The organism is bacterium, assembly GCA_014360495.1.
GTDB lineage: Bacteria > Armatimonadota > JACIXR01 > JACIXR01 > JACIXR01 > JACIXR01.
Genome location: JACIXR010000008.1, coordinates 63,878 through 87,786, shown reverse-complemented (window position 1 = coordinate 87,786; position 23,909 = coordinate 63,878). Strand labels below are relative to the sequence as shown.

The window sequence follows — 23,909 nt, the reverse complement described above, 5'->3', positions numbered from 1 at the left end:
TTTCATTATTTCATTCCATCGCTAAAATTTGTTATATGTTAGCGAAGAGAATCATTCCCTGTCTTGATGTGAAAAACGGAAGGGTCGTTAAGGGAACTCACTTCATAAATCTTAAGGATGCAGGTGACCCAGTTGAGCTTGCCTCCTTCTATGACAAGGAAGGTGCGGATGAAATTGTCTTCCTTGACATCACAGCCTCAATTGAAGAGAGGAAAACCGTGATAGATTTGGCTAAGAGATGTGCCGAGGAGGTGTTCATTCCCTTCACCATCGGCGGTGGAATCCGAACGATTGAGGAGATAAGAAAGCTTTTGGAAGCAGGGGCAGACAAGGTTTCCATAAATACCGCAGCGGTTGCAAATCCCGATTTCATAAGGGAAGCCTCAGAAAACTTCGGGGCGCAATGTATAGTTGTAGCGATAGACGCTAAACGCATTTCCCCTGGCAAATGGGAGGTTTTCGTTAAGGGAGGGACAACGCCGACCGGATTAGATGCAATTGAATGGGCGCAAAGAGTGGAGGAACTTGGTGCGGGGGAGATTCTCCTCACAAGCATTGATAGAGACGGAACCCAAGAGGGATACGATATAGAACTGACGAGAAAGATAGCGGAAGCGGTATCCATTCCCGTAATCGCATCAGGCGGAGCGGGCAACCTCCAACACATTGAGGAAGCTTTAACAATTGGCAAGGCTGACGCTGCGCTCATAGCTTCAATGGTTCATTTTCGTTTATACACTATAAGGGAAATAAAGGAATATCTTTTCTCAAAAGGTATTCCCGTCCGCATTTCATAAGGAGAGGATGAAGATGGACTGGTTAAAGGATGTAAAATTTGACGCTAATGGATTAGTTCCCGCAATCGTTCAGGATGAAAAGACCGGCGAAGTCCTTATGGTGGCTTATATGAATGAGGAATCCCTGAAAAAGACGGTCGAGGAGAAAATAGCCTGCTTTTATAGCAGGTCAAGACAGAAGCTATGGGTGAAAGGGGAAACCTCCGGCAATTTCCTGAAGGTAAAAGAGATTTGGCTTGACTGCGATGGTGACGCAATCCTCTTGAAGGTTGAGGCACCGCCCGCCGTCTGCCACACAGGATATAGGAGCTGCTTCCACAGGATTTTAAGAGGAGATAAATTTGAGGTAGAAGGGATAAAAGTGTTTTCTCCCGAGGAGGTTTATGGAAAGGAAAAATGAGGAAAATCATCCCGCTCTTCCTTCTCCTCCCCCTTCTCACCCTTGCCCAAAAAGACCCGAAGGCTCTATTTCAGGAAGCCCTTACCCTTGCACAACAGGGCAAGATAGATTCAGCGATAAGCAAATATAAGGAATTGATAAAAATAGCCCCTAATCTTCCAGCAGCCTATCTAAATCTCGGCTTGCTTTACTTGAGCAAGGGAAAAACGAAGGAAGCGGAAGCTAACTTTAAGAAAGCCATCTCCCTTGACCCCAAAAACAGCTTTGCTTATGCCAAGCTCGGCGCGCTCTACCTACAAATCAAGGACCTGAAGAGGGCGAAAGAAAACCTTGAGAAAGCGATAGCATTGGATAAGAAGAACGCAGAGGCTCATCTTAATTTGGGCGTTATTTATGCCCAAGAGAAGAAATGGAGTGAAGCGGAAAAGAGCTTCAAGGAAGCGGAGAAACTTATGCCCAATAGCGCCATCCCTTCCTTCAATCTTGGCTTGATCTCCCTTCAACAAGGGAAAACTCAAGAGGCTTTAAGCTATTTCAAAAAAGCAATATCCCTTCAACCCAATTATATTCCTCCCTATCTCGCTATCAGCGAGCTTTCCCTCTCCCAGGGAAAGGCAAAGGAAGCCATTCCCTATCTTCAAAAGGCGCTTCAATATCAACCAAACGATAAATCCGTCCTCTTCTATTTAGCTGTAGCTAAACAGGAAAGCGGTGATTTGAAGGGAGCGGAGGCTATTTGGAGACAGCTCACCAAACTTGAACCCAAAAATCCCACATTCCAATATAATTTGGGGTTGTCCCTTTTCCAGCAGGGGAATTTTCAAGAGGCTGGCAAAATATTTGAGCAAACTTTGAAATTGGACCCCAAAAATCCACAAGCAATGGAGAATCTCGCCTTCTGCCTCGTTCAGCAGGGGAAATTGAAAGAAGCGGAGGAAATGTATCAGAAAGGGATAGAGCTTTTCCCCGAAGAAGTCAGGTTCTATTATGATAAAGCCTATCTCTTGGAGTTGCAGAATAAATATGAAGAATCGATTAACTGCTATCGCCAGCTTCTCTCCAAACAGCCGAAGGAGATAACTGCTCATCTTAGAATTGCTTCCATCTTTGAAAGGCAGGGGAAATACGACGAAGCAATTTTAGAATACAGGAAGGCGCAGGAGATAGCACCTGATAATTTTGAACTATGCAAAGCAATAGCTGAAGCCCTGAAAAAGAAGGGGGATAAGGAGGGCGCTATAAAGGAGTATGAAAACTATGCGAAGAGCCATCCGAACGACATCTCCCCATTTCTGGAAATGGGTAAATTATTGGAAGAGCAAGGGGAAAAGGATTTAGCGATAGAGAAATATCAGAAAGCAAAGGAGGTAGATAGGAAGTCCATTCAGCCTTATCTCCTTATAGCGGGAATTTATGAGAAGGAAGGCAAAACCCAGGAAGCTCTATCCGAATACGACTCCGCTCTCAAAATAGCGCCCGATAACACCGAACTCCTTTATCGCAAGGCGCTTCTTTTAGAGAAGAACAACGATGACGAAGGGGCACTGAAATGTTATAAAGAGATGGAGAAGCTTTCCGTAAGCTCCTTCTATCTACTCAATATCCCTCGTCTACTTGAAAAGATGGGGAAAGAGAAGGAAGCTTTAGAGGAGACAAAGAAGCTTGCAGAACGCTATCCCAATGATGTTCCCGTGTTGACGAGATTGGCTCAATCCTTGGAGAAGGATAAGCAATACGATGAAGCGATTAAAGTCTACGAAAAGATAATGGAATTGGAACCTAAAAATCTTTGGGTATTGAATAAGTTTGCCTCCTTGCTTGAAAAACAGGGGAAGGTATCGCAAGCTCTTTTACATTACCGGCGCTTCATTTCGGAAAATCCTCAAAACGATGAGGCATATTCTAATTTGGTGTCCTTCGCCTTAAGAACCAAACAAATCCCCTCAACATCTTATTTCCTCAAGGGGATAATAGATCAGCAACCGAATAACATATCAGCTTTGAGGGCTTTTATAAACCTTTCCCTTGGAGCTAATTCCCTTGAGGATTGCCTTTCTTTTCTCGTAGAGAAAGTGAAGAAAGAACGGAACGAAGCGATGGAGGAGGAAATAGGAAGGCTTCTTTCAAGGGATAAATTTCAGCAGGGGGCTAATGTAGATAAAGCGATACAAATTTTCCAGGAATTAATAGAAAAGAAAAAGGACGACGCTATTGCTTGGAAGTATCTCGCTCTCGCTTTTGAGGTCAAAGGTGACGCTGTGAAGGAAGCGGAGGCATACAAAAATCTCGTTAACCTTTATCCACAAGAGAGCAGTTATAAATTGAAGCTTGCTTTAGCCACAAAGAAGGCAGGAAATCTCCAGGAGGCGATAAACCTGCTCGAGAATCTCTCTCAAGAAAAGCCACAAGACATAGAAATCCTGTTCGCCCTTGCTTCTACCTATGAAGAGAAGGGAGAAAAGGATAAGGCTAAATCCGTTTACGAGAAAATTTTGACTATCTCACCGGAAAATAATAAGGCTAAGGAAGCTCTAAATAGATTGGGGAGCTCCACTCCCTAGAAAACCTGAAAGCGAGGCGAAGGATATGCTCTCTCGTTTGCTCGCTCTCCTTCAAAGAATCGGGACATCCCTCCTCGTCCCCATAGCTGTCCTTCCCGCCGCCGCCATCCTTTTACGCCTTGGAGCAGAGGATATATTTAATATTCCCATAATGAGCCAAGCTGGTAAGGCTCTTTTTGATTCCCTCCCCCTGCTCTTCGCAGTGGGGGTGGCAATAGGGTTCACATCTCAAGCTGGCGTTGCTGGGCTCTCCTCGCTCGTGGGCTATCTCGTCTTTTCCGCCACCCTAAAACAGATAAACGAGAAGATAGATATGGGGGTATTGGGAGGGATTCTCATAGGGCTCCTTTCCGCTTATCTCTACGAGAGATTTCACCAAGTTAAATTGCCTCCTTTCCTTGCTTTCTTCGGGGGAAGACGTTTTCCGCCCCTCATATCCGCTTTCGCCGCTCTATTCCTTGCTTTAATCTGCGGTTTTATATGGCTCCCAATTCAAGAGCTAATTGGTAGATTTGGTGAATGGATGGTGAAGTCGGGCGGGATAGGGCTATTCATATATGGAACGATGAACAGGCTCCTCATCCCCTTCGGGCTCCATCACATCATAAATAGCCTTGTCTGGTTCACATTTGGAAGCTACGAGGTAGGAGGGAAGGTTTACCACGGCGATATGGGGCGCTTCTTTGCTGGAGACCCCTCAGCGGGAAGCTTTATGGCTGGATTTTACCCGATAATGCTTTTCGCCCTTCCCGCGGTATGCCTCGCTATGTATCAGGAAGCCAAACCGGAAAGAAAGCAGTTAGCAGGAGGGATATTGCTATCCGCAGCCCTGACCTCAATAGTAACCGGGGTAACGGAACCTATAGAGTTTTCCTTTATGTTTCTCGCTCCTCAGCTCTATGTTCTCCACGCAATCCTCACCGGTTCCTCGCTCGTTATAGCCAATCTATTAGGTGCTAAAAGCGGCTTCAGCTTCTCGGCTGGCTTGATAGATTTCTTCCTTAATCTGGGGCTTTCTCACAAAGCCTGGCTCTTATTGCTCCTCGGAGTTCTCTATTTCTTAATCTACTACATCAGCTTCAGATTCCTTATTAGACGCTTGAATCTACCAACCCCGGGCAGAGAGGAGTAACATATATTGCTTACTTGCTATCTAAATAAATGTATGGTAAAATTAAATGACAAATAAAAAGAAAGGAACGGTGAAGCAAAATGAAAAAACTAATGGTCCTTGTGCCGCTGTTATGCTTGACGCTCTTAACTATTAAAGCTCAAGCTCAAGGAGTCGGCTATGTGGATATGCAAAGAGTTCTAAACGCGTTCACAAACGCCGAGGAAGCACAGAAACAGCTTCAGGATTATGCCAACAGCCTGCAGGAGATAATAAATATTCACATGAGCAACTACATGCTCACCACGCAGGAAAGGGAGGAACTGAAGCAGCTCATAGCTAAACAAAATCTAACAGATAGCGAAAAGAAAAGGCTTCAGGAGCTGGAAACCCTGGCAAGCGACAGACAGAAGGAGCTTCAGAACCTGGAAAACCTTCAAAACCCCAATGATACCCAGAAACAAAGATTGAGCGAGCTCCAAACACTCCGCCAAACAGCCTCCAAGGATATAGACGCTATTGTTCAGGAGTATAACAATCAGCTCAACCAAAAGAGGCAAGAAATCATAAACAAGTTGGACCAGGATATTAGGACCCGCCTGCAAAAGCTTGGCATAAGCGTTAAAGAAGGCGAAGATTTAGGCACCTATATAGACCAAGCCATTAGAAAAGCAGTTGAACAGGTAGCGAAAGCGAATAACATCTCTTTGGTGCTCTCAAATCAAGTAGTTTTATATGGTGGAGTTGATCTCACTGATAAGGTTATTAAGGCGCTTACCAAATAAAAGCATCCTTCTTGCTCTCCTCCTCCCGGTGGGAATAGGCGTTTCCCTTGCGGAGGGAATCTCTCTATATGATGGTCTATTGAAGGAAATAGCCCAAAGGAGAGCAGACCTATATAATTCCCTCATAAAGGAATTAATGAATATTGAGGCAAAAATGAAGGTTGAACCAGAGAAGACAAAAGAAGCGAAAACAAGGCAGTTTGAAGCCCTTCCTCAGAAGGTGGAACAGTGGAGAAAGGAGAATCCAAGTTCTCTTCTTTCCCTTCGCCTTCAAATCCTGACAGCGCAAGTTGGAAGAAAGAATAAGGAAGCGCAGGAATTGGAATCCCAGCTCAATACCGATTTCCAATCGCTTCTCTCCCAGTGGTCAAGTCCCCCCAAAATTGAAGAAACTACTCCCCAACCAGAGAAGAGAATTAGCCTTGCTCCTCCTTCTCCACCCTCTCCACTATCTCCCTGGTGGAAATCTCCCTCTCTCATACACCTCCCTTCTCCCGCCTCAGAGTTTGAAAAGGAGATAACAAACGAGATAGTAAACTTCTCCCAGTTGGTTGATAAAGAAAAGCAGAAAATGCAGGAAAAGATGGTAGCATACGAGAGAGTTTTAAAAGAGGTGAAGAGAAGATGCCCTTTACCTTGAGGGAAGTGGCAAGGCATCTTGAAGGGAGGATAAAAGGCAACCCCCACATCGTTCTCCACAGGATTTCCCCATTAGATAAAGCAAGGGAAGGCGACCTAGCCTTCGTTGAAGATGAGAAGCTCCTCTCTCTTGCGGAGAAGAGCGGCGCCTCCGCCCTGATATTGAAAGAGGGATGGGAGACGGAGAAGAACGCGATCTATGTTGACAATCCACGCCTCGCATTGATAAAGGCTTTGGAGCTCTTTTCTCATAGGGAGAAGCCATCGCCTGGCATACATCCAACCGCTATCATTGAGGAAGGAGTTAAGTTAGGGGCGAATGTCTCCATAGGGGCTTACTGTTATATAGGGAAAAACACAACAATCGCAGATGGCACGATAATTTATCCACTATGTTATGTGGGAGAGAACTGTCTGGTGGGAAGAAATGTGCTCATTTACCCTCAGGTAACGATTTATGACCATATTGAAATAGGAGACAATTGCATAATCCACGCGGGAGCGGTTATTGGGGCGGATGGTTTCGGTTATGTGAAGGTTGAGGATAGACATTTAAAAATCCCCCATATAGGCAAGGTGGTTATAGAGGATGATGTGGAAATAGGAGCAAACACCACGATAGATAGGGCAACTATGGGCGAGACAAGGGTGGGAAGAGGAACAAAGATAGACAATTTAGTACAAATCGCTCATAATGTAGAGATAGGAGAGAACAGCATCATAGTTGCGCAGGTAGGAATATCGGGAAGCGTGAAGATAGGTAAGAATGTAACCCTCGCCGGGCAAGCGGGGATAGCCGACCATATACAAATAGGGGACAATTCCACGATTGCTGCCCAAGCAGGAGTGATTGGAGATGTCCCTCCGAACAGCGTTTATTCTGGCTATCCCGCACGCCCCCATACTCAGCAGATGAGGGTGCTCGCCCTTCTTCAAAGGCTTCCCGATTTTGTAGAGAAATTGAAAGAAATAGAGAAGAAAATAGAAGAAATTGAGAAAGGAGGAGCTGAAAAATGAAAAAGCTTTTGCTGGTTAATCTTTTGGTTCTTTTTATAGGTGTCGCTTTCTCTGCCCAGCCGACGATTTTAGGGTACTCGGGTTTGATCACCGCGCCCACGGCTGAAACTGTTAAGATGTCCGGGGTTGCTCTCATCGCGAGCAGTTCAAAGGATATGAATACCGTTGGTGGATGCGCTGGGCTGATAGCGAACTGGGAGATTTCCGCAGCAAGAGTAAGCAACAAAGAAGCGCATACCCTACTCAATGGAAAGATAGGTCTTCTTCAAGAGGGGCTTGCGCTTCCCTCCATTGCTGTGGGAGTTGTTGATTTGAGCGATGAGATAGGGAACTCCATTTACGCTGTTGCAACGAAAACGATTTCCATTACGAAGGTCGCCACCCAAACTGCTGGGCTCCCCTTCGGTTCTCCCCAAATCAGCGTTGGCATAGCCTCGGGAAAGGTGTTGGATGGAGTTTTCGCAGGTATTGTCTTACCCCTCTCCCAAAAGAGCCGTTTGATGGCCGAATACGCAAATAAGAAGGTCAACTTCGGATTCGGAACGCAGATATTCCCTCTCGCGGATTTAGAGGTATTCTCACTTGAGGGTGACTTAGGCGCAGCTGTTTATGTTAAACTTGGCTTTTAAAAAGGAATGTGGCAAAGGACAATTGCTAAACCAATAGAAATAAAAGGAAAAGGCTTACATACGGGTAAGTTCTCAAGGGTCGTCATACACCCTGCGGAGCCGGACCACGGGATATTGTTCCATCGTTTGGATGTTGAACCTTCCCTTTTAATTGAGGCTTCTTTTGAGAATATCTTCTCCTCCCAGCGTCGCACATCCCTTGGGAAAAACGGCATCGTAATATACACTGTTGAACATCTCCTTGCAGCCCTTTATGGGATGAGGATAAGCAATGCCCTTATAGAGGTAGAAGGTGAGGAGATACCCGCACTTGACGGAAGCTCCGCTCATTTCGTCTCCCTTATTAAGGGAGTTGGAGTTATTGAACAAGATAAGAGGGCGAACATCATAAATTTAAAAGAAAATGTTTGGGCGAAAAACGGAGAAGCTCATGTCTTGGCTATCCCATATCCCAAGCTGAAGATAACATATCTAATAGACTTCAATCATTCCTATGCCTGTGAGCAAATCGCCTCTTTCGTTATTGATGATGCTGTTTTCGAAAAAGAGGTAGCCCCAGCGAGAACTTTCGGCTTTGAACACGAGGTAGAAGAACTGCTGAGAAACGGCTGCGCCTTGGGTGGGTCATTGGAGAATGCGATTTTGATAACCAACAATGGACCAGCCATCCCCTTGCGATTTGAAGACGAGTTAGTGAGACATAAAATCCTTGATTTAATAGGTGACCTTTCCCTTTTGGGAAGCTATATAAATTGCCACATCATAGCCATTAAGGCGAGTCATAACCTTCACCTTGAATTAGTAAAGAGGATTGCACAACAAACAAATAGTAGGAGGTGTAAAACCCGGTGATAAATATCAACGAAATCTTGAAAATCCTCCCTCATAGATATCCCTTCCTCCTCGTTGACCGGATTATAGAGATAGAGCCTGGGAGAAAAGCTATTGGGCTTAAAAATGTAACGATAAATGAGCCTTTCTTCCAGGGACATTTCCCAGGACAACCGATTATGCCTGGCGTGCTTATTCTTGAAGCAATGGCGCAGGTGGGAGGGGTTTTGCTTCTCTCCATGACAGGGAATCAAGGCAAGCTCGCTTACTTCGGCGGTATGGATAAGGTTCGCTTCAGGAACCCCGTTCACCCCGGTGATACCCTCATTATGGAAGTGGAGATATTGAAAACAAAGGGAAATGCGGGCAAAGTGAAAGCGACGGCAAGAGTTGATAAAAAACTCGTTGCGGAAGGAGAATTCCTGTTTATGTTAGTTGAGAGAGAAGAACCCTATGAGGCAGTAGAAGGCGCTCAAAGGGAAAGCAGGTAGGTGACTTAAAATGGAACTTAATACCCTCGTTCATCCCACGGCTGTTGTTCATCCCTCGGCTATATTGGAGCCGGGCGTTATTGTTGAAGCCTATGCCTTTATTGGGCCGAATGTAAGAATAGGGGAAGGAACTATAATCCACACCCACGCGATTATTATGGAAAATGTTATCATTGGGAAAAACTGCGAGATATTCCCCGGAGCTGTCATTGGTGCACCACCTCAGGACTTACGCTATAGAGGAGAGAAGACATCGGTAATCATAGGTGATAACAACAAAATTAGGGAGTTCGTAACAATCCATCGCGCCCTTGAGGAAGGCTGCACGGAGATAGGCTCCAACAATCTTTTGATGGCTTATAGCCATATAGGGCACAATTGCAAGGTGGGAAACAATGTCGTAATGGCGAATTATGTGGGTATAAGCGGTCATGTCGTAATAGAGGATGGAGCAGTCTTCGGTGGGATAGTGGGCGTCCATCAATGGGTGCGTGTGGGACGCTTAGCCATGATAGGCGGATACTCTAAAGTCGTGCAGGATGTCCCTCCATATATGATAGTTGATGGAAGACCAGCGAAAGTGGCGGGACCAAATAAGGTTGGTATGCGAAGGGCGGGAATTCCTCTATCCGTGAGAAATCAAATTAAAAAAGCCTGCCTCATCCTCTTCCATTCCAAATTACCTCTCAGCAAAGGCATTAAGAAAGTGGAGGAGGAAATACCCGACAAAAGCGAGGAATTGATCCGACTATTGGAATTCGTTGAGGCTATGAGAAAAAGCAGAGCTGGCAGGCAACTTGAACACCTTGCGAGAAGAAGAGGTTAAAATCTTCCTATCAACAGGGGAAACCTCGGGCGACCTCTACGCTTCATACTTGGCAAGGACGATAAAAGAAGAAATCCCAAGTGCGAGATTTTGGGGGATGGGGGGAGACAATATGAGGAGGGCGGGTATCCACCTCCTTATTCACTCCACACAAAAGGGTGCGATTGGCGTTGTGGAATCCCTTAAGGTCGTCCCCTTCTTCCTCTCGGCTTTAGAGAGAATCAAAAGATTTCTCTCTAAAAATCCACCAGAGCTCCTTATCCTTATAGACTTCGGAGCCTTCAATCTTCGCCTGGGAAGATGGGCAAAAAGGGAAGGTATTCCTGTCCTTTATTTCATCCCGCCGGGGTCATGGAAAAGGGAAGTGGGGAAGAATGTTGAACTGCTAAAGCAATCAGCTGATAAAGTAATCTGCATTTTCCCCTGGAATAAATTAGCTTTGGAAGAAAAAGGCGTTGATGCTTACTTCTTCGGACACCCTCTTTTGGATATCTTGGTGAAGGAGAAAAAAGAGGAAGCGAGGGCTGCTCTCGGTTTGCGGGACGCACCCACTATTGGCTTACTTCCTGGTAGCAGGATTCAAGAAATCCGCTATGTCCTCCCTACCCTTCTTGAAACCATTCCCTTTATAAAAAGATTAATCCCAAACGCTCAGTTCGTCATCAGCCCACCGGAAAGTCTCATCGCTTTCATAAATAAAATCCTGCCCCCAAAGTGGGAAATCAAAGAATCCGCTTTAATAAAAAACAGCGATATAGTTGATATAAGAGAGGGACAATCTCAAAGGGTCATTAGCGCCTCGGATGCCTTAATCGTGACATCGGGAACCGCAACCCTTGAAGCCGCTATCTTGGAAACTCCCCTAATAGTTGTTTATAAAGGCTCGCTCCTGACTAAAATAGAATATAAGATTAGAAGGATGAGACTCCCCTATATCTCTCTCCCAAACATAGTGCTGGGCAGAAAGGAGATTCCCGAGCTCATTCAGGAGCGGGCAAATCCTACCCTTCTGTCAACCCTCGTCTGCGAGCTGATATTAAATGAGAAAGAAAGAAATAGGCAATTGATGCTTTTTCAAGAAATAAAAGCCCAGCTGGGAGAGAAGGGAATGTTTAAGAAGACTGTTAAATTAATTAAGGAAATGTTGGTGAAACGATGAGAATTCTGAATAAACTCGCGGAAAAAAGGACAATTTTCCACCTCCTCTTTCCCCTCGCTTGTCTCATCTTCGCCAAACCGCATGATATCTATTTGTTCATCGGAACGGGACTCATCATTCTCGGCGAAATCGTAAGAATCATTTCAGCCGGTCATATAATGAAAAACGAACAATTAACTGTCAGCGGTCCCTATGCTTATACACGCAACCCCCTTTATCTCGGCAGCTTTCTGATGGGATTGGGTATCAGCTTCATGACCGGTTATCCTCTAATCGTTATCCCCGTTTATCTCTTCCTCTTCGCTTTGATTTATATCCCTACCATTAAAGGTGAGGAAGTTTTCTTGGAAAGAAAATTCGGGGATGCTTATATTCACTACAAACTCTCCGTTCCCGCCTTCTTCCCTTCCCTTACGAAAAGAATCACGGGCTCTAAAGGAAAATTCCAATGGTCAAGGGTAAGGGAAAATAACGAGCACCGCTCCTTAATTTTCTCCCTGCTTTTGATTTTTCTTTTCTTCTTGAAGAAATTGCTGGTATAATAAACTCAATATGGAGCGAAGCGTCTTTGAGCTTTTCCCTGAGGAATACGATGAATGGTTTGAGGAACACAAATTCGCCTACCTCAGCGAACTGGAAGCCCTGAAAAGGGCGATTCCTGAGGGAAGGAAGGGATTGGAGATTGGAGTTGGAACGGGAAGATTTGCAAAGCCATTGGGGATAAAAATCGGAATAGACCCTTCGGAGAAAATGCTGGAAATAGCGCGGAAAAGGGGAATTGAGGGAATACAAGGAAGAGGAGAGAACCTTCCCTTCAAAGAAGGCGAATTTGATTTCGCACTCCTCGCTTTCACTCTCTGCTTCGTTGACGACCCCTTGAAGGTCTTAGGGGAAGCGAAAAGGGTTTTGAAGCCCGGCGGGAGGGTAATAGTGGGAATTATTGATAAGGACAGCAAGTTGGGGAAGATTTATCAATCTAAAAAAGAAAAGAGCAAATTTTATAAGTTTGCGAAATTTTATTCAAGCGAGGAAATCATTGATATGTTGCGTAAGCTTGATTTCACCAACATCCAAGCTTTGCAAACCCTCTCTGGCGAGCTTGAAAGCCTCAATGAAGTAGAAGCACCAAAGGAAGGATATGGCCAGGGAGGATTTGTTGTTATATATGGCGAGAAAAGGAGGGAGGAAAAATGAATTTCAGTTTGTTCGTCCTTCTTCTTATCTTTCCCATATTGAGCTTATTTTCAGCCGAACTTCCCCCGAATGGGGATTTTGAGGAAAGAGCAGGTGATTTCTTAGCCTATTGGTCGAGGGGAGCGATAAGAGGCGAGCTTGGGAAGGACGTCTTCGTTGAATTATCTACTCAAACGTTGCAGGGTAATTACTGCGTAGAGCTGAGGACAACGAGTCAAGCAAAAGCGGTTCTCAATTCGGATTCCCTTTCCATACTCAAGGGGAGATTGGTATTCAACTATAAAGCCATTTCATCAGCTGGAAGCGATAATTTAGCTGTTTTCGTCATTCCCCTTGATAAAAATGGAAGGGAAACCTCGCCTGGCAGGGCTAAATACATAATCCCGAAATCCCATATAGGAGATGGGAAATGGCATAAAGCGACGATAGATTTTGATTACTTGGATTTTCTTAATGTTGAAAAGGTCCTCATCGGAGCGAGAATCAATGAGAGCGGGGTAGATGGCGCAGGACATTTCCTAATTGATTGCGTATCGTTGATTCCCGCATCCTATCAAATCGCCCCTAAGATATCGCTTTATATCGCCCCTGCCCGTCCTATATATTTGGTTGGAGAGAAACCAAAGTTTAGTATAAGGGTCAGGAACGAAGGAAGAAGAGACTCCAAAGAAGGTATCCTCTTCCTCACAATCGGTAAGGCAACCCAGCAAATCTCCCTGCCCGGATTGAAAGTCGGCGAAGAGAAAAACATCGCTGTAGAGCTTCCCCTTCTGAAAGAAACAGGATTGCTTAAAGGAAGTGCGATTTTACGAGCGGGCGAAATTCAAAGCTCGAAGCAATTCTCCCTCATAGCTCTAAAGGATTTACCAAAAACCGGTCTATCCTTGGAGTTATTTAACTCCCGCATCCTTTTCCCCAAAACTCCCTTCGGCTACGGAATGGCAATTATCCAACACAAAAATGGAAAAAATTGGGAGGATGTAGCCATCATCCCTTCTCTCTTCACCCTCAAAACGGAATCATCCTCAGTGGAAGCTTTTACGAATAATTTCAGTAGATATAAAAGCGCCATCGTTTTTCGGGGAAAGCTATCAGCAGGCGCGGAGTGGAACTACGAAGTGAGATACAGAGCTGAGTTATCCGCTCAGCAATTCGTCCTATCCATCAAATGCACACCCTCTAAAGATGCCCCAATATCAGCTCTCTTCTTCCCCAGAATATACGCGGGAGAGAGAAGCCTCGGAAAAGGGAAGCGATATGCTCTATTCCCCGGTCTTGAATTCTTGCAGGGCGATGAAAGGTCTTCTTCAACGAGAGATGTCAACCCTCCTGATTCCGACCGCTGGGCTCCACACCCTTACAAAATCACCATCCCCCTCCAATCAATCTCCTTCCCCACATGTACTATCTCCCTCCTCTGGGATGCAAATCAGAAATGGAATGGCTCAGATGTCTTCCCCTCCGCCCTCTTTGCGTCCCCCAATTTCCTGGAGGGAGGAGATAACCACCTTCTAAGCCTTTTCCTCCCTTCAATACCGAAATATGTCAGGGAAAATTCTCTCGGAGCCAAGCCCGCTTATGTGGCAAAAGCAGGAATCCCCCTCACTCTGACCTGCAGGATATCCATCACCGATGGAGACGATGTCATTTCCTCAATAAATGAATGGAAGAAAGCCTTCGGCTTCCCAAAGCCAAAGCTTCCTCGCTCAATAGAGGAAGAGATGGAGCTCTGCGCCACCTGCTATACAGATGTTATCTGGGATGAGAAAGCCTTCGGCTGGCTTCCCTGGACGGGCGTTCCCCATCAGTTAGATGTGAATGTCTCCTTTGCCCTCTTAAAGATGGCTAACCATATCAAAAATCGGGTGGTCAAGGAAAAAGCGTTATCCTTGGCAGAAAGGACCCTTAAAGTAGCCACTCCTAAAAATTCCCTTGAGGTTGCCTTCAGGCTCGGGGAATTAGAGGAGGCGCTGAAAAGGACGGAAAGCTCGGCAAAGGAAACTATGAAAAGCCAAAGGGAAGACGGCTCTTGGGTTTTCCAACCGGATGAAAAGAGGAAAAGCTTGGGGAAGGAAGGGGAAACGGAAATAGGAATATGCGCTCCTCCCGCTGGTTCCATCCTCCGCTGGGCTCTTATATCGGGAGATGAAGAGGCAAAGGAGAAGGGCTTAAAGGCGCTGAAATTTATGGATAGGTTCTACATTCCCGCTGGCGCCCAAACCTGGGAATGCCCACTCCACGCTCCCGATATATACGCCTCCGCGGTAGCTATCCCTCCCTACATTTATGGATATGAGCTGACGAAGGATAAACACTATCTGGAAAGGGCGAAGGAAATGGCGTTGGCGGGAATTCCCTTTATCTATTTATGGAAATCGGCGGAAAGAAGCAGGGTGATGTTGGGAGCCTCAATACCGATTTTCGGCGCGACATTCCATGTCCTTCCCTGGTTCGCAAGACCAGTCCAATGGAATGGTCTCGCCTACGCTCACTCCCTTCGCCTACTCGCCAAATACGACGATTCCTTCCCCTGGAAAGATATAGCCGACCTCATACTTCAATCAGCAATGGAACAACAAGCAACGGAGGGCGAATATAAAGGCTTGTATCCCGATTCCTTTGGACTGATTCCCAACGAGCCCTACGGCCCCTGGCTCGCCCCGATTCTCATCCTCCGCAATCTTTTCTATTTAACAGGTCATCCCCTTGATATCAGCTTTAAAGTGCTTCATACAAAGAAGGGAAACTTCCATATCTCAAGCGGAGTGTATTTCACTGCCAAATTCTCGGAGGGAAAGCTTACCATAGAGACGGAGCCGGGCGACCTTCCAAACGCTTTCCTAACGATAGCAGGGATAAATAAACCCATTGAAGTGAGGGTCAATGGTGAGAAAATCTCGCAGGCGACCACAATAGATGAAGCGGAGCAAGGGTGGAACTACATAGAAAGATGGCGAATGCTTGTCTTGAAGATAAGATGTGGAGGCAAAAACTTGATTGGAATTAAAACAGAATAGAACCTCTGTCCCTCAACCGATAATCATATCGCAAATTGTGCTCCCCTGAGGGATAAAACATCCTTCGCCGACGATTGAGCGATGAATTCTGCTACCCTCCCCTACCCTTACCTTATCAAATAAAACGCTTTCACCGACCTCCGACCCATTCTCAATAACCACATCATTTCCCATAACTGAGTAGGAGAGAACCCTCGCTCCCTTTCCTATTCTACAATTCATTCCAAAGACGGCGGGCTCTCCAACCTCCGCTCCCTCCTCAATATCTGGAGAAAAAGCGGATATATCCATCGGATAACGGGAATCAAGGATATCCTTGTGCAATTGAATGTATCGCTCCCTTTCCCCTATATCCATCCAATAACCAAAATGCAGGTAAGAGAATATCTTTATATTATCCAAAGAGAGAAGACGAGGGAAAATCTCCCTTTCCAGAGAACATTTCCTATCGGGGAAAAATTGAAGGGTTCTTTGATTGATTATGTAAATCGCCCCATTTACGAATCCCGCCCTCCTCTCTTTCGTCTTCTCCGAGAAACCCTTCACGCGGAAATCGCCATCAAAGAAAATGCTTCCAAAGGGAGAGATATCATTTACTTTAACTGTTAAAATTGTTATATCAGCCTTTTTGGCTTTATGAAATGAAAGCATGGATTGATAGTCAACATCACAGATTATGTCACCGTTTATCACGAAAAACTCGTTACCTGCGGGAGCGGAGAATTTTATCGCTCCACCCGTATCCAAGGGTTCCTCCTCAACTCTTACCCTTATAGGAATGGGGGCTTCGTAATTTGAGAGAAAGGAGATGACTTTTTGGGAGAGATTTCCTAAGCTCAACACCACTTCTTCAAAAATCCCGCTCTCCTTCAAGCATTCAAGGAGATGGCAGAGGGTTGGCTTATTGCAAATGGGGAGAAGGATTTTGGGGATGGAATTGGTTATCGGCTTTAGCCTTTTCCCCTCTCCACCCGCGAGGACTAAAGCCCTCATCCTACTTCTTAACTCTCTCCCTTATCGCCTTTATATGGGCTGGGGTGCTTCCGCAACAGGCGCCAACGATGTTCACTCCCAACTTAACATACCTCTCCGCGTATTCAGCCATCTTCTCGGGAGTGGCATCAAATACAGTCTTCCCATCAACCAATTTCGGCACGCCAGCATTGGGCTGCGCCATGAGATAAACTCCTTCCGGACGATTCCTCGCCATCTTCTCAACAACATTGAGCATATCCTCCGGTCCCGTCCCGCAATTCGTCCCCATTATCTTAACCCCTAATTTCATTAGCTCCTCAATAGCTTGCTCGGGCGAAATACCCATTATCGTCCTACCAGATGCCTCAAATGTCATAGTGCAGATGGGAAGGATTCCCACCTCTTGAGCGGCGAGAACAGCTGACCTCATCTCCTGAAGGTCTGAGAAGGTCTCCAAGATAGCGAAATCCGGTCCCTCCTTTAAGGCGCTAGCCATCTGCTCCCTATAAGCCTTCAAAGCTTCCTCAAAAGGAAGGTCACCCCACGGCTCCAACAACCTTCCCGTAGGTCCAACTGATAACGCGACATAAGCCCTATCCCCTACCGCTTCCCTCGCTATCCTCACGGCTTCCCTATTTATTTCCTCAACCTTATCGGCGAGGTTATAGAGGGAAAGCTTGAGGCGATTTCCTCCAAATGTGTTCGTCTCCACAATCTCCGCTCCAGCCTCAAGATATTCCCTATGGATTTGGGCGACGACCTCTGGATGGGAAAGATTCCACTCCTCAGGAGCTACGCCGAGGGGCAAACCCCGCGATTGGAGGAGGGTTCCCATCGCTCCATCACAAATAACAATCTCTCCGCTCCGAAGTCTTTCCAAGATGTTCATACGAGAAATTTTAGGGGGAAAGGGGGAAAGAAGCAAGTATTTGCCATTACTCAAAAATAATTAATTCGAAAACAGGCTTGTTTCTTCAAAGAATTTGCTCGTAGAAAAAGGAGCAAGGGACCATAGACGTAGACCTTTTATATCAAAGTGGCGTGTCAGCGATATGTATCTTCAACCAACTTTTTCCACTTTCTTTCCATTCACCTGAACCAAAACAGTCTTTAGCCCCGTGCTATCCACTATTAATCAAAAGATATTTCCTCTACGATTTACTTTTTGGAATTACGATTTTCCGTGACCTTCTACAAAGAATAGTGTAATGCAGGAAAGGGATTACCTCGTTTGCCAAGCTATAGAGCTTTAACAAACCTTTTTCCCGCCGAAAATTCCATAAATATCATCCATTATGAAGATAGCGACATAGTTTAAGATTGCCAAGAAATGAGGTTTGGCAACAAAACCGAGATAATCACTTTTGCACTTAACTTTTCTTTCTTTATAACAAAAAGCCGAGCGTTGAAGGTTGGGAGAATTCGATATTTAAGAAGATGCGGGCTTTTCCGCTGCTTATTTATTAACTATATTGTTTATATTTCTAAAAAATTGAAATAAATTAAAATTATCCAGAATAAATCTTGTTACTTCATTACTAAGCTTTGTATTCCAAATTCCATTTTGGATTGTAATCCTTCCTGTTCTGATAACTTCGCTTATTTCTTCCTTAGTGAATTTGGGTTTTTTGTTATAAGCTTCCTCAACTATGGGATTGATATTAATTATTTCAATCCCAATAAGATTTGGCGCATGGAAAAATTTTTCTCTCGCTTGGAATAATTTGATATACTTGTTTATATCATCATCATTTAGAATCTCCCAGTTCCTTATTTTTCCCCCTCTCTCAAAATAAGGTATTTTATCCCTAAATACCACAAAATGACCAAATTTTATTCCCCTCGCCCTTAAATTCGCACATTCTCCTAAAAGGTTCTCAAAATAATTATTAGCGTTCTGCTTAAAATTAGAAGTTATAAATTTAATTGAAACCGCCATTTCTATTTCTGGTATATAAAACACACTTTTAAAGCCTACTCTTCTTTTAATAACCTTAACCTCTTTTCTAACAATAGCTACATCAATAATTTTCGTATAGTATTCACCTTCTGTTTGAACTTCTTTACCATTTAAGAAGTATACATCATATAGATCAGGAATAACCATTTTTATGGTATTACCAACCCATGCATGTAATGGTTTTAGTTTTTCTTCGCTTCTGTCTCCAAATAGAAGATACTTAAAATAACTTTCTTTTATTGCATTATAAAAGCCTATGTAAAGATTTTGTCTGTTCATAATAGATCGTCTTTAAGAAGCTATTTATAGTTTTTTGATCTTCCTCTTTTCTTAAAATCTCTACCTGTTTATCTGAAAGTTTAGGTAAGCCGAAGTTTTTAATAAAAGTCTTTGTATAAGACTTCCACCCCCCTTGATAACTTTTGGCTGTCGCTTCAATATATGTTTTCATTATTTCCGAGTTCAATATTTTTTTTAGTAAATACAAATCTGTAAAGGGTTTTATTTTGGGGAAAATAGCATATCCGCTATAAAAAGTAGCATCTTCCTTTTCGCATACAACAAAAGTGGGATTTAAAGCCATTGGGGGGGTTAATATTTTCTTCCCAAAACTCGTATTTATGCCCTGTGTTCTTCCATATGCATACCAAGTTTCATATTCTTTTTTCCCTTTATCTCTTTTGGTAAGTATGTCTTTGCAATATAATAAGTATTTATAGGTTTCCGGGAATTTCTCCTTTAACTCTTCTTCACTTATTATAACATATCTATCATTGATTTTTTTGTATGGAAATATAATTCTTCTTTTATTTTTCAAAATATCTTCCTCTGATTTCACTATGCTAACTTTTATTATCTCTTTTGTTATTTCTTTTTCTATTAAAAACTTGTTTCTGTTGAAATATTTAACAAAATATTTTCCTTCTTCCTCTGGATTTTCTAATATGTATACTTCATCAGCTAATGTAGCAAGTCCAACTCTTATGTCTGCAATATCTTTTAATCTATAATACGAGTTTTCAATTATAGTAATGATTTCCTTTTCTTTGTTAGAAACCAATACCCATTTTTCAGGATTAAGTTCATTAAAATAGATTTTTTCACCTTCAATCTTATTTAAATTTTTAACACCTCCATTATCTCTAATTTTTTTCAAAACGAAATAGCTTTTTGTTTTTTTGGAAATTATGGTGATGGCTGTATATGTGGTAATACCTTCAAACACTTGATAATGATCAAAATCTACTATTTCTTCAATGTATTTATTGACTTGAAGGAATTTCCTTAAATTTTTACCTGCATGTGTGGTAAAATAACTGTTGGGTGTTATATATCCCATTTTACCTTTTTCGTTCATCAATTCAATTCCGAGTTCAATAAAGGGTATAAATATATCCGTATCGCCCTGGACAAATTTCCAATATTTTCTTATTATTTTTTTCGTTTCTTCATCTAAATTTTGTATTCTCACATAAGGCGGATTACCCACAATAGCCTGAAATTTGAACCCATTTAAGGTTTTTCTCAAAAAATCTTTATCTAGACTATTTCCATTATAAATATTAAACTTCTCAGGTATTTTCTTTTCATGTTCAAAAACTATTAATGACAACAAAATTTTCGTTCTTTTAACTGCTCTTGGATCAATATCTATCCCAAAAATGTGTTCTTCAACCAACTCCTTATAACTCTTTTGTAATTTTTGTTTTAATTTAAATAAAGCATCAACTAAAAATACACCACTACCACACGCTGGATCTATTACTTTTATGTCTTCGTTTGAATTTTCCAAAATAACACGAGTATTTATATAATCCACGATAAAGTAAGGGGTATAGAAGGCTCCGTTTAGTTTCTTAAAATTTTCGTCAATGGTTGTTTCAAATTTTTCAATTATCTTCCAGATAGTTAAATTTTCATCAGGTGATTCAAACAGCAGTGGCGGATCATAAATTTGAGAATAAAATTTACTTAAAAAGCATTTATAATCTAATTTTTTCGAAATTAGGTACTTTTTCAAAATTTCCTGCTCAAATTGGGTTAAGCCATTTACTGCTTTCATGATCCATCCCCCTTTATTTCCACAGCAGGAATTTTGCCTTCCCGTGCCTTTTTATAAAGGGTAGATTCCCCTATTTCTAAATATTTTGCGGTTTCCTCAAAGGTCATTATTTCAAAAAATCCTTCCATCATAGTTTTAGCTCCTTTCGTGCTTGCCAGACTCTATCATCGTTTAACATCTAATAATTATATACAGCAAAAGAAAACAAAAAGTCAAGCCCCTGTATAATTCCATAACATTTGAGACTCCTTAAGAGATTTCCCATATGTTGTTTGAATATAAACTTTAAAAGGTAATTTTCGGCTTAGAAAATCTTCATATTGAGACAACTTCTTCTTATTCAGTGTAAAGACCGCTTTGGATATTTTTATTCAATAAATCCATAAAAGTTTTGACGATTCTATATGGGAAATCTAAAATAATTTCAATATGAGCAAGCAACGCTATAATGCCCCGCGCGGAACCAAGGACATTCTGCCCGATGAATCCGCTAAATGGCAATATATAGAGAACCTTTTCCGCAAGGTTGCGGAATCCTTCGGCTATAGGGAAATCCGCACCCCCACCTTTGAGGAAGCCGGGCTGTTCACCCGCAGCATAGGGGAGGATACCGATATCGTCAGCAAGGAGATGTACACCTTCCAAGATAAGGGAGGTAGAACTTTAGCACTTCGCCCCGAGGGAACCGCTTCCGTTGTCCGAGCATATATTGAACACGGTCTTTACATCAACCAACCCTTCGCTAAATTCTATTACATAACTCCGCTTTTCCGCTACGAGAGACCCCAAGCAGGTCGCTATAGGGAACATCACCAGCTCGGAGTCGAGGCTATCGGCTCCAACAGCCCCTACTTAGATGCGGAAGTTATTTACCTCGCCTACCGCTTCCTTGACCTTTTAGGATTAAAGGAGAAGGAATTGCATCTCAACTCTGTTGGTTGCCCTGTATGCCGACCGAGATATGTTGAGAAATTGAGGGAATTCCTCCTCCCCCATAAGCAGGAGCTCTGTGAAGATTGTCAGAGAAGGCTTGATTACAATCCCCTGCGTGTCCTTGACTGCAAAAGGGAAACTTGCCAGAAAATCACATCAAATGTGCCCCCGATATACGACTTTCTCTGCCCCGATTGCTCCTCCCATTTCAGCAAATTGCAGGAGCTTCTCTCCTCGTTGGACATCAATTTCCGCCTCAATCCACGCCTGGTGAGGGGATTGGATTATTACACGAAAACCGCCTTTGAGATAGTGTCCACCAAGCTGGGAGCGCAAAACAGCGTCTGCGGAGGAGGAAGATATGATGGTTTGGTGGAGGAATTGGGCGGTCCGCCTATTCCCGCCGTTGGTATGGGAATGGGTGTAGAAAGGGTCCTTCTCGCATTGGAAAACGATTTGCCCGGCGTGAAGGATGAAATGGATGTCTTCGTCGCTGTTGAAGAAGAGGGGGAAAGGGATAAGGCTTTTCAGCTCCTTATGGAATTGAGGGGAAAAGGTCTTAAAGCTGATATGGATTATCTTGAGAGAAGTCTCAAGTCCCAGCTTCGCCAGGCTAACCGCATTGGCGCCAAATATGCCTTGATTTTGAGGCGAGATGGTGCTATCGTTTTGAAGGATATGGAGAAAGGAACGCAAAAGGAAGTTAAATTAGAAGAAGCGATAGGAGAGCTAATAGGAGATGAAAAAGCTTAAAAAGACCTGCGGCTGCGGAGAATTAACATCAAAGGATATCGGACAAGAAGTCGTTTTAATGGGCTGGGCACAGAGGGTCAGGGACCATGGTGGTTTGATATTCGTGGATGTGAGGGATAGGACAGGGATAGTTCAGGTGGTATGCGACCCGAAGGAATCGCCTTCCGCTTACGAGGTTATGAAGGGTTGGAGGAGCGAGTTCGTAGTTGCGGTTAAGGGAAAAGTGAGAAGGCGTCCACCGGGAACCGAGAATCCCAATATTCCCACTGGTGAGATTGAGGTCAGCGTGGAGTTCGCGGAAACCCTTAATACCTCCCTTCCACCACCCTTCCTCGTCCGTGACCAGGTAGATGTGGAGGAGGCAACTCGCTTGAAATATCGCTACATAGACCTCCGTCGTCCGAAGATGACGAAAAATATCTACTACCGCTACCGCTTCACCAAAGCAGTAAGGGATTTTATGGATAAGGAGGGGTTCTGGGAGATTGAAACGCCAATCCTTATCAAGAGCACACCGGAGGGAGCAAGGGATTTCCTCGTTCCAAGCAGGCTCAATCCCGGCACCTTCTATGCCCTCCCACAATCTCCCCAGCTGTTGAAGCAGATTTTGATGCTCAGCGGAATTGAGAAATATTTCCAGATAGCCCGCTGTTTTAGGGACGAGGATTTGCGGGCGGATAGGCAACCGGAGTTCACTCAGATTGATATAGAGATGTCCTTCGTTGATAAGGACGATGTTATTGACTTGACCGAGAGAATGCTTCAATATGCTTTCAAAGAGGCGTTTGATGTTGATATTCCCATTCCTTTCCCTCGCTTCAGTTATTTTGAGGCGATGGAGCGTTTCGGAAGTGATAAGCCGGATATAAGCTTCGGGATGGAACTCAAGGACGCCACCGATATACTTTCCTCTTCATCTTTCAGGGTTTTCGCTGAAGCGGTGAGAAATGGAAAATTTATAAAGGGAATATGCGTGCCCCAATTCGCCTCCCTCACCCGCCAGATGATTGATAAGCTAACCGATGTGGCTAAAGAGGAGGGAGCGAAGGGATTAGCTGTGATTCCCCTTGGCGAAGAGGGGAAATCAAATGTTGCGAAATTTCTCACTCAGGGGGAGCTTGAGGGATTGGCTGAAAGATTCTCAGCGCAAAGGGGTGATTGCCTTCTGCTCGTTGCTGATGATTGGGAAGTCGCCTGCTTATCATTGGGCAAAATCAGGCAACTTCTCGGTCAGCGATTATCTTTAAGGAGCGAAGGCTTCCATTTCCTTTGGGTAACTGACTTCCCGCTCTTTCGATACAATGAAGAAGAGAAGCGGATTGAACCATCCCATCATCCTTTCTCCTCTCCTCTTGATGAGGATATTCCCCTACTTGACACGGAGCCTTTGAAGGTAAGGGGAAAAATCTATGATGTTATCTTAAACGGAAACGAAATCGGGGGCGGCTCAATAAGAATCCACAATAGCGGGCTTCAGAGAAAAGTTTTCCAAATCATCGGCTTGGATGAGGCTGTTGCGGAGGAGAGGTTCGGCTTCCTCCTTAGAGCTTTCCAATATGGCGCCCCTCCCCACGGCGGCATCGCCCTCGGCTTGGATAGGATTGTCGCTCTGGCTCTCGGTGAGGAATCCATAAGAGAAGTTATAGCTTTCCCCAAGACACAAACTGGCTCCTGCCCGCTAACGGAAGCCCCCTCCCCCGTGGATGAAAACCAGCTCAAGGAACTGCACATAAAAGTTATTGAGGAGGACGAAATAGAGGAGGGCTGAA

The 23,909-nt window shown here is 44.0% G+C and carries 22 protein-coding genes; 17 read left to right on the top strand and 5 right to left on the bottom strand.

All coding sequences use genetic code 11. The features are described from left to right. The first annotated feature begins 35 nt into the window (after window positions 1-35). From hisF to H5T88_07980, 15 genes are all read left to right on the top strand, one after another. The gene (hisF, locus tag H5T88_08050) at window positions 36-797 is read left to right on the top strand and encodes an imidazole glycerol phosphate synthase subunit HisF (GenBank protein ID MBC7330293.1); all 762 of its coding nucleotides are present in this window, start codon (window positions 36-38) and stop codon (window positions 795-797) included. A 7-nt stretch (window positions 798-804) separates the two neighbouring features. Then, a complete protein-coding gene (gene hisI / locus H5T88_08045) occupies window positions 805-1,197 on the top strand; it encodes a phosphoribosyl-AMP cyclohydrolase (GenBank protein MBC7330292.1) in 393 nt (130 codons plus the stop codon). Continuing rightward, the gene (locus tag H5T88_08040) at window positions 1,194-3,758 is read left to right on the top strand and encodes a tetratricopeptide repeat protein (protein ID MBC7330291.1); all 2,565 of its coding nucleotides are present in this window, start codon (window positions 1,194-1,196) and stop codon (window positions 3,756-3,758) included. The genes hisI and H5T88_08040 overlap by 4 nt, the downstream gene beginning before the upstream one ends. Window positions 3,759-3,783: 25 nt before the next feature. After that, complete coding sequence (locus H5T88_08035; GenBank protein MBC7330290.1) at window positions 3,784-4,890, top strand: PTS transporter subunit EIIC; 1,107 nt, start codon at window positions 3,784-3,786, stop codon at window positions 4,888-4,890. A 167-nt stretch (window positions 4,891-5,057) separates the two neighbouring features. Further along, on the top strand, window positions 5,058-5,654 hold the full coding sequence (locus tag H5T88_08030) for an OmpH family outer membrane protein (GenBank protein MBC7330289.1): 597 nt from the start codon (window positions 5,058-5,060) through the stop codon (window positions 5,652-5,654). Further along, on the top strand, window positions 5,605-6,294 hold the full coding sequence (locus H5T88_08025) for a hypothetical protein (GenBank protein ID MBC7330288.1): 690 nt from the start codon (window positions 5,605-5,607) through the stop codon (window positions 6,292-6,294). Before H5T88_08030 ends, H5T88_08025 begins: the two co-directional genes overlap by 50 nt. Beyond that, window positions 6,279-7,310, top strand: a complete 1,032-nt coding sequence (gene lpxD / locus H5T88_08020) for a UDP-3-O-(3-hydroxymyristoyl)glucosamine N-acyltransferase (protein MBC7330287.1) — start codon at window positions 6,279-6,281, stop codon at window positions 7,308-7,310. Before H5T88_08025 ends, lpxD begins: the two co-directional genes overlap by 16 nt. After that, on the top strand, window positions 7,307-7,939 hold the full coding sequence (locus tag H5T88_08015) for a hypothetical protein (protein ID MBC7330286.1): 633 nt from the start codon (window positions 7,307-7,309) through the stop codon (window positions 7,937-7,939). The genes lpxD and H5T88_08015 overlap by 4 nt, the downstream gene beginning before the upstream one ends. Before the next feature lie 6 nt (window positions 7,940-7,945). After that, window positions 7,946-8,791 carry a UDP-3-O-[3-hydroxymyristoyl] N-acetylglucosamine deacetylase gene (gene lpxC / locus H5T88_08010; protein MBC7330285.1) on the top strand — a complete coding sequence of 282 codons (846 nt, stop codon included), beginning with the start codon at window positions 7,946-7,948 and terminating at the stop codon, window positions 8,789-8,791. Next, window positions 8,788-9,261, top strand: a complete 474-nt coding sequence (gene fabZ / locus H5T88_08005; protein ID MBC7330284.1) for a 3-hydroxyacyl-ACP dehydratase FabZ — start codon at window positions 8,788-8,790, stop codon at window positions 9,259-9,261. The genes lpxC and fabZ overlap by 4 nt, the downstream gene beginning before the upstream one ends. 10 nt (window positions 9,262-9,271) lie before the next feature. After that, on the top strand, window positions 9,272-10,087 hold the full coding sequence (gene lpxA / locus H5T88_08000; protein MBC7330283.1) for an acyl-ACP--UDP-N-acetylglucosamine O-acyltransferase: 816 nt from the start codon (window positions 9,272-9,274) through the stop codon (window positions 10,085-10,087). Next, window positions 10,059-11,246, top strand: a complete 1,188-nt coding sequence (gene lpxB / locus H5T88_07995) for a lipid-A-disaccharide synthase (protein MBC7330282.1) — start codon at window positions 10,059-10,061, stop codon at window positions 11,244-11,246. The genes lpxA and lpxB overlap by 29 nt, the downstream gene beginning before the upstream one ends. Continuing rightward, entirely contained in the window at window positions 11,243-11,788 is a 546-nt protein-coding gene (locus H5T88_07990; GenBank protein MBC7330281.1) for an isoprenylcysteine carboxylmethyltransferase family protein, read from the top strand. The genes lpxB and H5T88_07990 overlap by 4 nt, the downstream gene beginning before the upstream one ends. A 10-nt stretch (window positions 11,789-11,798) precedes the next feature. Further along, window positions 11,799-12,440 carry a class I SAM-dependent methyltransferase gene (locus tag H5T88_07985; protein MBC7330280.1) on the top strand — a complete coding sequence of 214 codons (642 nt, stop codon included), beginning with the start codon at window positions 11,799-11,801 and terminating at the stop codon, window positions 12,438-12,440. Then, window positions 12,437-15,457: a hypothetical protein gene (locus tag H5T88_07980; protein ID MBC7330279.1), complete on the top strand. Its 3,021-nt coding sequence runs from the start codon at window positions 12,437-12,439 to the stop codon at window positions 15,455-15,457. The genes H5T88_07985 and H5T88_07980 overlap by 4 nt, the downstream gene beginning before the upstream one ends. A gap of 12 nt (window positions 15,458-15,469) precedes the next feature. Here H5T88_07980 and H5T88_07975 read toward each other — a convergent pair whose 3' ends face one another. The 5 genes from H5T88_07975 to H5T88_07955 form a co-directional block, all read right to left on the bottom strand. Continuing rightward, a complete protein-coding gene (locus tag H5T88_07975; protein ID MBC7330278.1) occupies window positions 15,470-16,450 on the bottom strand; it encodes an NDP-sugar synthase in 981 nt (326 codons plus the stop codon). Between the two features lies 1 nt (window position 16,451). After that, window positions 16,452-17,321: a homocysteine S-methyltransferase family protein gene (locus H5T88_07970; GenBank protein MBC7330277.1), complete on the bottom strand. Its 870-nt coding sequence runs from the start codon at window positions 17,319-17,321 to the stop codon at window positions 16,452-16,454. Window positions 17,322-17,888: 567 nt separating this feature from the next. After that, window positions 17,889-18,671 (bottom strand): hypothetical protein, encoded by a 783-nt coding sequence (locus tag H5T88_07965; protein MBC7330276.1) that lies wholly within the window; start codon window positions 18,669-18,671, stop codon window positions 17,889-17,891. Further along, the gene (locus H5T88_07960; protein MBC7330275.1) at window positions 18,637-20,454 is read right to left on the bottom strand and encodes an N-6 DNA methylase; all 1,818 of its coding nucleotides are present in this window, start codon (window positions 20,452-20,454) and stop codon (window positions 18,637-18,639) included. The genes H5T88_07965 and H5T88_07960 overlap by 35 nt, the downstream gene beginning before the upstream one ends. Beyond that, entirely contained in the window at window positions 20,451-20,585 is a 135-nt protein-coding gene (locus H5T88_07955; protein ID MBC7330274.1) for a helix-turn-helix domain-containing protein, read from the bottom strand. Before H5T88_07955 ends, H5T88_07960 begins: the two co-directional genes overlap by 4 nt. Before the next feature lie 298 nt (window positions 20,586-20,883). Here H5T88_07955 and H5T88_07950 point away from each other — a divergent pair, with 298 nt between their 5' ends. Next, on the top strand, window positions 20,884-22,140 hold the full coding sequence (locus tag H5T88_07950) for a histidine--tRNA ligase (GenBank protein MBC7330273.1): 1,257 nt from the start codon (window positions 20,884-20,886) through the stop codon (window positions 22,138-22,140). Further along, entirely contained in the window at window positions 22,127-23,908 is a 1,782-nt protein-coding gene (gene aspS / locus H5T88_07945; protein MBC7330272.1) for an aspartate--tRNA ligase, read from the top strand. Before H5T88_07950 ends, aspS begins: the two co-directional genes overlap by 14 nt. Window position 23,909 lies beyond the last annotated feature (1 nt).